Source organism: Streptomyces sp. NPDC005195 (genome assembly GCF_040608315.1).
Lineage (GTDB): Bacteria > Actinomycetota > Actinomycetes > Streptomycetales > Streptomycetaceae > Streptomyces > Streptomyces kaempferi.
In genome coordinates this window covers 1-8,655 of the sequence record NZ_JBEXHZ010000100.1, presented here as the reverse complement: position 1 = coordinate 8,655, position 8,655 = coordinate 1, and the positions used below count along the sequence as shown (strand labels likewise).

At 68.1% G+C, this 8,655-nt stretch carries 9 protein-coding genes and 2 pseudogenes; 5 read left to right on the top strand and 6 right to left on the bottom strand.

The genetic code is table 11. From position 1 onward, the window contains the following. Together ABZV34_RS35415 and ABZV34_RS35410 are read right to left on the bottom strand one after the other, a co-directional pair. A pseudogene (locus ABZV34_RS35415) lies at positions 1 to 711 on the bottom strand (hypothetical protein); the annotation flags it as partial. 445 nt (positions 712 to 1,156) lie between these two features. Continuing rightward, positions 1,157 to 1,300 carry a hypothetical protein gene (locus ABZV34_RS35410; protein ID WP_356286128.1) on the bottom strand — a complete coding sequence of 48 codons (144 nt, stop codon included), beginning with the start codon at positions 1,298 to 1,300 and terminating at the stop codon, positions 1,157 to 1,159. Between the two features lie 1,022 nt (positions 1,301 to 2,322). On the opposite strand from ABZV34_RS35410, the gene ABZV34_RS35405 reads away from it, so the two are divergent. Beyond that, entirely contained in the window at positions 2,323 to 3,177 is an 855-nt protein-coding gene (locus ABZV34_RS35405) for a hypothetical protein (RefSeq protein ID WP_356286125.1), read from the top strand. Positions 3,178 to 3,507: 330 nt separating this feature from the next. Further along, positions 3,508 to 3,708: a hypothetical protein gene (locus ABZV34_RS35400; RefSeq protein ID WP_356286123.1), complete on the top strand. Its 201-nt coding sequence runs from the start codon at positions 3,508 to 3,510 to the stop codon at positions 3,706 to 3,708. A gap of 127 nt (positions 3,709 to 3,835) precedes the next feature. Here the strand turns inward: ABZV34_RS35400 and ABZV34_RS35395 are convergent, their stop codons facing one another. Beyond that, a complete protein-coding gene (locus ABZV34_RS35395) occupies positions 3,836 to 4,279 on the bottom strand; it encodes an SRPBCC domain-containing protein (RefSeq protein ID WP_356286120.1) in 444 nt (147 codons plus the stop codon). Positions 4,280 to 5,294: 1,015 nt separating this feature from the next. Further along, complete coding sequence (locus ABZV34_RS35390; protein ID WP_356286117.1) at positions 5,295 to 5,717, bottom strand: hypothetical protein; 423 nt, start codon at positions 5,715 to 5,717, stop codon at positions 5,295 to 5,297. Between the two features lie 812 nt (positions 5,718 to 6,529). Between ABZV34_RS35390 and ABZV34_RS35385 the strand changes: the two genes are divergently transcribed. From ABZV34_RS35385 to ABZV34_RS35375, 3 genes are all read left to right on the top strand, one after another. Next, positions 6,530 to 6,733 carry a hypothetical protein gene (locus ABZV34_RS35385; protein ID WP_356286115.1) on the top strand — a complete coding sequence of 68 codons (204 nt, stop codon included), beginning with the start codon at positions 6,530 to 6,532 and terminating at the stop codon, positions 6,731 to 6,733. Then, positions 6,730 to 7,110 carry a hypothetical protein gene (locus ABZV34_RS35380; RefSeq protein ID WP_356286112.1) on the top strand — a complete coding sequence of 127 codons (381 nt, stop codon included), beginning with the start codon at positions 6,730 to 6,732 and terminating at the stop codon, positions 7,108 to 7,110. Before ABZV34_RS35385 ends, ABZV34_RS35380 begins: the two co-directional genes overlap by 4 nt. A gap of 265 nt (positions 7,111 to 7,375) precedes the next feature. Then, positions 7,376 to 7,921 carry a 2'-5' RNA ligase family protein gene (locus ABZV34_RS35375; protein ID WP_356286131.1) on the top strand — a complete coding sequence of 182 codons (546 nt, stop codon included), beginning with the start codon at positions 7,376 to 7,378 and terminating at the stop codon, positions 7,919 to 7,921. 12 nt (positions 7,922 to 7,933) lie between these two features. Here ABZV34_RS35375 and ABZV34_RS35370 read toward each other — a convergent pair. After that, positions 7,934 to 8,086: pseudogene (locus tag ABZV34_RS35370) on the bottom strand (ATP-binding protein); the annotation flags it as partial. Between the two features lie 143 nt (positions 8,087 to 8,229). Next, on the bottom strand, positions 8,230 to 8,655 hold a 426-nt coding region (locus ABZV34_RS35365; RefSeq protein ID WP_356286109.1), incomplete at its 5' end, for a DNA-directed RNA polymerase subunit alpha C-terminal domain-containing protein.

The window sequence follows — 8,655 nt, the reverse complement described above, 5'->3', positions numbered from 1 at the left end:
GGTACTGCTGTCGGGCGGTGCCGCGGCTGTGAGCGCGGCCGGTACCGACCGGCAGGCGGCGCGGCGCAGGGTGACCGGGCCCGCGTGCGGCCCCGGCGCGGGCTCCTCGCCCTTGAGGACGGGATCGAAGAGGTCGACCGCGGCTTGGTCCGCGAAGCGGCGCACGGCGACCTCGGCGAGCTCCTCGGCGGTGCGGGCAACGTCCAGGGTGCCGCCGACCCGGGTGCTGGCCTCGCTGAGCAGCCTGAGCCGCTCCCGGGCGACCATCAGGCCTTTCAGGCTCCTTTCCGCGGCGATACGGGCGCGGCAGACGGCCAGGCTGACCAGGATCGAGGCGACCAGCGCGGTGATGACGGTGATCCGGCTGACGTGGGACATGGACGGCAGCAGAATGCCGTAGGCAAGGATGCCGACGACCAGGTTCGCCAGGCCCACGATCAGGGTCTGCCGCAGCGGCAACAGAGCGGCGGCCACGACCGGGATCAGCGTGGAGTACTCGGCCATCCCCAGGACCTGCATGCCCGCGGCCGCCAGGACCAGCCGCGCGCCCGCAACCACCACCACGGCGATCAGCAGGGTGATGAAGGCGGCCCGGACGGACGGGGCGGCGGTCCCGGCCCGACGGGCGACCAGCGGGGTGCGGTGCATGACGTCCTCCTCGGGCCGACTGCCGTACGGCGAGGCGACCGGGAAACGGGCGGGCAGTGGCATCCACGCGGGGCTACCGGTGACCGGTGAAAGTGCTGGTCACAGGCCGGTGATCAGACCGATAGTCGAAAGCAGCCAAGAATTCTTGATATGTCACCTGATAGTAGAAACTTACGCCGTGTCGGTGGGGCGCTTCCACAGCGAGCGTGCCCGGCCCCCCGCGCAGGGGCGGAAGGAACGGCCGATACGGCAGAGGCGGCCGTTGCGTGCAGGGTGCGACGCCGACTGCGGCCTGTACGTTCGCATGCACCGCGACCGGCATCGTCCTGGCGGAGGCCCGGGTCGACGTCCCGAGCCGCCGGTAGCCGGCCCCCGGACACCCGCTGCAACACCTGATCCGCGCTGCACACCTGACCGGTAAAATCAACGGTCAGATGGGTACGGTGATATAGCCCCTCGGCGGTGGCGGCCGGGGGCTGGCCGAGCGGTTTGGGTGTCGGGTGGCGCGTCAGACGGCTACCTGGGCGAGGGTGACGTCGTGGCCGAGGGATTTCAGCCGACGGACCAGGTCGCGGGTCTTTCGGTTGGGGTCGAGGTTGCGGATGTGGACGTCGGCGCCGAGGTCGCGGTAGCGGTCGGTCGGGTTGGCCATCAGGTGCCAGACGGAGACCAGGATGGAGCGGGCGGCGGCGAAGAGGGCTTACCTGCACGGAGGACCCTCAAGTGGCGGTTACGCTGCGCGCCAAACGAAATTCGCGCACTTCAGAAGTGCGTCTCGCGCCCGTCCGATGGCCTTCCCCCGTGGGGAGGTCCATTGAGCAGGATGGGGGGCACCCCTGTTCTCAAGGAGCGTCGTCACCGGTGGCCTGCCTGACGTGAGAGTTCAGTGGTCGGCAGGCGTACGGAGCCGATGCTGATGCCTTTCAGCGCAGGCCCTGGACTCCCGGTCAGTCCGCGGTGCGGTTCGCTGGGGCCGAGAGCTCGTCCCGCCGACATACTGCAGGCTGCAGGGTGGCCTCCCCCTTGTACCCGGCGCGGGACCACCCGCGTGCGTGGGAGCAGCACAAGCTCGACTCGAAGAATTTGACGACCCTGGGGCCATCCCCGCTTGCGCGAGGAGCAGGAGATGACCCACCCGGCGCCGTCCTTGATCCCGGGACCATCCCCGCGCCCGCGGGGATGGTCCCGGCATCCGCTACGGCTTCGTCGAACTCCCCAACTGCGCCCCGCGCCCGTGGGGATGATCCCACTCCGGCCCCCAGCCGGCCGGCGCGCCGAGCTGCTCCCCGCGCCCCCGCGGGGATGGTCCCTACACGAACAAGGCACAGTACGAGAGCGCGTGCTGCTCCCCGCGCCTGCGGCGTGCGGCGTGCGGCGACCGAGCAACAGCTGCACCAGGACGTGACGGCCAGGGCGCAGGCATGCGAGGGGGAGTTGGGGGTGAGGCGCCCCGAAGTTCTCGGACAGCGAACCTTGGCCGACCGCCATCAATGTTGGACCACCGCGGAGGTACCCAGCCCGATCTCTGCCAGTCCGCAGGCAGGCTCTCAGGGGGGCTGACCTGGGATTGTGTGGGTTGCAGTGGGAATGGCCGGGGGGTTGTGGGTAGCTTCTGCGTCTAATGGTCGGGGGCTGCCGGAGGACGACCAGGAGGTATTCCGCAGGGCAGGAGCGATGGCATCCTGCACCACTCTCGCCCGCCGCCTCCAGGGAAGCCCCACCACATGGTCCTACGGCCGTTACTCCGTCTTCTGGAAGAGCTCCGACGGCGACATCGAGGCGGACGTCCTCGGCTTCGGCCAGGCCACCGACGGGTGCTACAACGAGGTTGCCGGGCAGTGGCGGGGGGACGAGTCCGGCATGGCGACCGCGCAGATACCCAGTACCGACAAGGACGAGATCCGGGTCGCCGGCGCCATGGACAAGGCCGTCACCGCCGCGTGGAAGACCCGGGTCGCCGAGGGCAACGGCGTAGACCCCTCCGCCGCGGACGACGACATCAACCTCGGATTCGACCCGGCGGAGAAGGCCGCATACGTGTGGATCCAAGACACCTATGGAGGACTGATCGGCCGCGCCCAAAGAGACAACTTCCAGGATGTCGCCCGAAACAGCGAGGCGATCACCTCGAACGAGTCGTTCTCTAAAGCGCGTATGTTCCGGCGAACCCGTGCGAGGTGCTGCCTGAACAGCACGGGTTCAAATCGAATAGGCAGACCGCGAAGGGGGCGTCCGGGCGACGCGGGGGCCGAGGGAGATCCAGACGCCGAACTCGCCAGAGGACGGCTCGGCGATCTGCTCCGTCCAGACGCCGTTCAGGCAGAGTTGCACGCCGCGGTCCTTGAACGCGGGCAGGCCGCGCCAGGCACAGTCCCATCTGACGTCCAAGGTCAGCGGCCCGAGCACCGAGACCATCTGGTCCAGTTCCTCCGCGCTGCAGTTCTGGCAGCGGCCAGAGTCTGGCCAGGTCGGGGCGGAGCCCCAGATACCCCGCGAACCAGGAGTTCGGCCCTTCGTTGTCGAACGTGATGACCCTGCGGCGCCGCAGTTCGTCCAGGGCAGCACCGGCGCCGGGCTGTCCCTGGTTCCCGTAGATGCGGGCGGTGTCGAAAGCTCGGAGGGCGTGTGCGTACTGCTCGGCCGTGGTGACCGGCTTCAGTCGAGGCCAGGGGAGGGCGGTCCAGCCAGCCAGGTCGTGCATGATCGCCCGCGCCCGCGTCAGGGCGCTCCGGGCGTCGGGGAAAGGTTCGCGCACTCGGCAGAGCGTCGAGGACAAGGCACGTGCCTTTCGGACACGGACAGGGGCGGACGCGCCCTCACGGTACGCGTCCGCCCCCGTTCCTCGCCGGGTGAACAGCAGTGACACCAGGCATCCGCATCACCTGGACGCTGGGGGCACACGGGTGGGTCGACTGCACCCTTGAGGATCGTCATGCGAAGGCCGAGCTCACCGCGTCCTACATCACCAGTGCGGACGAGGAGTTCCTGACTGCGGTGGCCCGGCTCGTCGCGGGCGAGACTGAGACCCGTGTCCAGTTCGAGGCCGAGCCGACCGCCTGAGGCTGATCCTTTGGAGCGGACGCCCTGACAATGAATCTTGATGGTCCAAGGAGGGATGTCCAGGTGGGACGCCAGTCTCCGTATCCGGAGGAGTTTCCGCCGATCACAGCGCGGGCGGCGCGGTGCGTCAGGCCGCGGTCTTCAGGAAGGCAGTCAAGCTGTCCAGGAGCATGGTGGTGCCCTGATCGGCGAGGTCGCGCTCGTCGGGGGTGTCGCAGGTCTGGCTCACCACGACGCGTGTCTGGTGAGCACTCTGCTCGACGAGTTCGACGGTCATGACTGCCGGCTCGTTCTTCCCCGGTACGTCCATGCCGATCACCAGACGCTGATTCTCATCGACCTCGGAGTAGGAGCCGGTCAGCGGGAACTGGCCGCCGTCTGGGGTGACAATCGTTGCCTTCCATGCCCCGCCCGGCCGTACGTCCATCTTGACGGACCCGGGAGCGGCATAGGACCACTGCGCGTAGGACTCCGCGGTCGTCCAGGCACTCCAGACCCTCGCCACAGGAGCTTCCAACGTCCGTTCCAAGGTGTAGGAGAAACGCTCGGCCGTCGTCTGTTCTGCGGTCACTTTGTGCTCCCTGGCTCGCTCGTGCGGGTCGTCGTACTGCAGACAGGGACCGATGCGAAAAGTCATCGGTCATCCGTGCCCCTTCTGAGCAGCCACCGTCCACCCCGGCCGTGGTTCGCCGGTAACGACGTGGTGCGCGATTGAGGGCTGGGGGTTCCGGCCTGGCGGTTCGGCTGATGGGTGATCACCTCTCGGCGGCGCGGTCGGAGACCAGGCGGGCCACTCCCGAAGAACACCGAAGGCATCCGGTGCAAGCTGAAACGCCTGGTCACCCGGGCATCCTCACCGAACCCGAACCCGGCCTGTTCACTCAGCCCCGCACCTGACCACCAACCCACCCCGCCGACCAGGGCCCCATACCCAACCCCAAGACTGAAGCGGGCATTACGTCACTTACCTCACTCTCAGAGGCGACCGAACTGGATCAACGCTGTTGCCGCATTGCTTCCTCGACCCTTGCCCTGGTCCGCCTTATCGCCCATGGGCCGGCTATCAGGACCGCAAGAGCAACCACACCCGAACTGACCAAGGTTTCGGTCCACGGTGTTCCGCTCTGCCTCCACACCACGATCGTCGACGCAGTAACCACAGCGTCGACCCCGAGCAGGACTGCCTACAGGCGGCCCGTAGACATCGATCTATCAGACATAGGCCGTACCTTACGACGTGGTGCGTGATAGTGATCGAGGCACTGCCGAGGCATGAAGTAGGCCGTGCGGCTTGGGTGTTGTTGTGATGCAACACCTGGGCCGCACGGCCTTGTCCAAGCGTATCTTCACCGGCCTCCAGCCGCGGCGGCTCGGCAAACTCGTCGTCGAGCTCGCCGGCGCTTGGATGGCAGCTGAGGAGTCCCGGCTGCGAGAGCGTCGAGGTCACGAGCGTATGCGCGCGCCCGGGGCGGGCCCGGACCACGAGCTGGTGTCCGTCGACCGCGTCGTCGTCACCCTGGCGGCGCTGCGCTTCCAACTCCCGCACGCAGCCCTGGCGGAGCTCTATCGGGTAGACCGCTCCACGGTCACCCGAGCGATCCGCAGTCCAGCGAGAGGCCGCCGTCGTCTACGGCCGCCGGATCGCCGGCGCTCGGGTCCTGCGCCCCCGGGTCCGGCTGGCCGCCGGTGCCGCCCGCCTCCGCCATCCCGGCGTCGTCCACGTCGATGGCCCACGTGTCCGGGTCGGAGTAGCGCCACACCTGCCCGGACTCGTCACGGACCCAGCCCGTCAGCGTGCCGTCCTCCGCTTTGTCCAGCCACGCCTGCTCACCGCCGGGGCCGGTGAAGGCGGCATAGGCCTGCGCGGGATCGCTCTCGTCGTCCTCGTCGTAGGCGTCGCCCGCCCACGGCCGCGCGTCGTCCTGGTGCGGCGGCTGGAGCTCCGACGGCTGATCGGCAGCCGGGTCTTGGCCCTGCGCGGCCGGGTCCTCGGAGGGCAGCGCCTTCACGTCACGTCGTATCTGTAGTCCACGCCGCGGAGAGTGAGGGGCAGGGCGTTCTTGTGTCCCGGGCGGCCGTCTGCCGGTTGTCCGAGGCGCGCGCGGGGCGCACGTTGGGCAAGATCAACTGCGCGAAGTCGCCCCAGTTCCAGCGTGGGCCCGCCGCTCACTGCTCGCCAGTCCGCTGCGGGCCAGCTGACCCGTTGTCGTTGACGACGACTGCGATACGCCTGGTCAGCGGTGCAGGAGGAGGTTGAGCAGCGTGGTCCTGCCTGCCTGCCTGAAGGCGGGCTCACGCGCGGACACGTGGACCTGCCCGGTCAGGACGAACGAAGACCCTCGCAAATAATCGTCGTATTACTTCGTAAGCAAAGCGCAGGTTGGTCTGTCCCGGAGGCGCCCCGGGACAGACCGCGGCACTGTGCACACACGACGCGCTGCGAAGGGGCAGAACGTGATCATCTTTGGGGCCGGCATCGCGATCATCTCGATCCTGGTGGGCTGGGGCGTCTACCGCGGTCCCAGAACCGGACACCGATCGGAGTCCCCACCACGCGTGGCGACCTCCGTGCCGCCATTTCGACGGGTGCTGGTGTGGCTGTTGCTCTCGCCGCCGCCGCCGTCGTCGCTCTCGTCACCCACGACGGAGGCGAGGCCCAGGGCACCCGTCCGCCATCTCCGAAGTGCTCCACCTCGACGATCCTGTAGTCGCCCAGGTGACGCGACTCGACCGCTGCGAGCGCGTCACGTCACCCGATGCTTGCGGCACCCCGCCGCAATGCCTCTAGTCGTGCCTCCATTGATGCCTCTACAGTGGGGGCATGCCGAAAATCTCCGTAGACCTCAGCGATGACGAACTGGAACGCGTGAACGAATTCGCCAGGACCAAGGGAGTCTCGACCCGTTCCCTCGCGCGCACGCTGCTCGTGTCCGAGGCCGACCGGGCGGCGTTCCTGGGTGCCGCCCGCGGCGCCTACCCTGTGGCGCTGGCCGCCGTCGAGGACGCTCCGGAGGGCCTTCGTTGAGCCCGATCGTCTACGTCGATCCCGGCTGGCTGCTCACGATCCAGTCCGAGACCGCACCCCCCAACGTCGACATCAACGACTGGGGAGCCCTGCACTGGACGGGCACCGCCCACCGCTACGAGCAGATCGCGGGCACCCCGTACTACGAGGAGCCGGAAGTACGCGCGGCGACGTTCCTCTACCTCGCGCTCACACTGAAGCCGTTCGCGGACTACAACCTGGTCGTCGGGTGGTCGGCCGCCCAGGCGTACATGCAGCTTTCCGGCCAGGCAGTCGCCCCGGAGCCCAAAACGCTGTGGGTCCTGGCCGGGCAGATCCGCGCCGGTGAGTCTTCGTTGCGGGACACCGCGGCGGCGATCCGCTCCTGGCGCGCCTGATCGGCCCCGGCGAGAACCGCCGGGGCCGACCCATGCCGCCTACTGCCTGACCTCGGCCACGGTGGTGGCCGCTGCCGGCGCAGGCCGGTCCCGCCGGATTTCACTGGCACATCCAGCAGTTACTCGGTCATTGGACTGTCAGTTCGACCATGAGATACGTCAGGCGCTCGCCGAGCAGGAAGGCGATAGCGTCCAGGGTTGCCGTCCTCCCGCAGTCGTTGTGCCCCGTCAAAATGGTTCGCTGCCGTTCGGGGCTCGCTGCTACATGTGTGCGATGGCAGGCGACGACTCCGCGGCGTTTCAAGCAGGGCAGTCGGGACTCATCGTGAGGGTCCCCGAGGTAGAACCTGCCGTTCGAGTGTGGCGTGACAGCTTGGACCCTTCAGCCCGTGCGGGTGTTCCGGCCCATGTCACCGTCCTCTTCCCGTTTCTCGAAGAGAGCCTCGTCGACGACGAGGTTTTCGCTGCCGTCGGAGAGGTGATCGGGCGTCACCGGCCCTTCGAGGCCCGGTTCGAGCACTGCGGGCGATTCCCGGGGATCTTGTATCTCGTTCCCGAACCGGACCTCCCGTTCCGTCGACTCACCGAGGCGATCGCGGACCGGTGGCCGGAGACCCCGCCGTTCGGCGGGCAGTTCGACGAGGTCGTCCCGCATCTGACCATCGCCCAGGGGCAGGACGATGCCGTGCTGTGGGAGGTCGAGGCCGACCTTCGCAGCCGGCTTCCCGTCACTGCCCGCGTGTCGTCGGTCCATCTGATGGTTCACGACGGAACAAGGTGGCAGCAGCGAGCGGCGTTCGCGCTCCGGTGATCCCTGTGTTGGTCATCGGTCAGCTGACGTTGTGCTGGGCCTTGGTGTGAGCGAGTCGGTGCCGGTTTCGATGATGTTGCCGCGGAAGGTGAGGCGGTCCACCTTGGCCGCGCAGAGCCTCGGGTCGGTAAACGTCTTGGTCCACGCAGAGAAGGACTCGTTGGCGGTCGGTTTGCCCTCACCGGGCCGGTGCGCAGCCTTGCCGGACTGGCTGCGCAGGCCGGTGGGCGGGGATTGCGCATTGCTGTGACCTGGCGTGGTCGGGCCCGCGACTGGATTGGGTGGCAAGGCCTGGCGTAGCGCAGTGTTCAATACTGCTCTGTTTCGATGAACTTGGTGTCCGTCTCGTCGTCGGCGGCGGCGAAGGTGTCGACAGCAGCGATGGGGTCGAATCCGGGCGGGCTGTCCTTGAGGGCCAGGCCCATGCCGGCAAGCTTGGCCTTGACCTCGTCGATCGATTTTGCACCAAAGTTGCGGATGTCGAGCATGTCGGCCTCGGAGCGGCCGACGAGCTCACCCACGGTATGGATGCCCTCGCGCTTGAGGCAGTTGTACGAGCGGACGGTGAGGTCGAGCTCCTCGATCGGCATGATCAGGTCGGCGGCGAGTGCCGCGTCGACGGGCGAGGGGCCCATGTCGATGCCTTCGGCGTCGATGTTGAGCTCGCGGGCCAGACCGAACAGCTCGACCAGTGTCTTACCGGCCGACGCCATGGCGTCACGGGGACGCATGGC

Excerpts from the sequence above, each read along its gene's own strand:
- ABZV34_RS35385 (WP_356286115.1), top strand. The coding sequence starts at position 6,530 with ATGCCGAAAATCTCCGTAGACCTCAGCGATGACGAACTGGAACGCGTG.
- ABZV34_RS35375 (WP_356286131.1), top strand. The coding sequence starts at position 7,376 with ATGTGTGCGATGGCAGGCGACGACTCCGCGGCGTTTCAAGCAGGGCAG.
- ABZV34_RS35405 (WP_356286125.1), top strand. The coding sequence starts at position 2,323 with ATGGCATCCTGCACCACTCTCGCCCGCCGCCTCCAGGGAAGCCCCACC.
- ABZV34_RS35410 (WP_356286128.1), bottom strand. The coding sequence starts at position 1,300 with ATGGCCAACCCGACCGACCGCTACCGCGACCTCGGCGCCGACGTCCAC.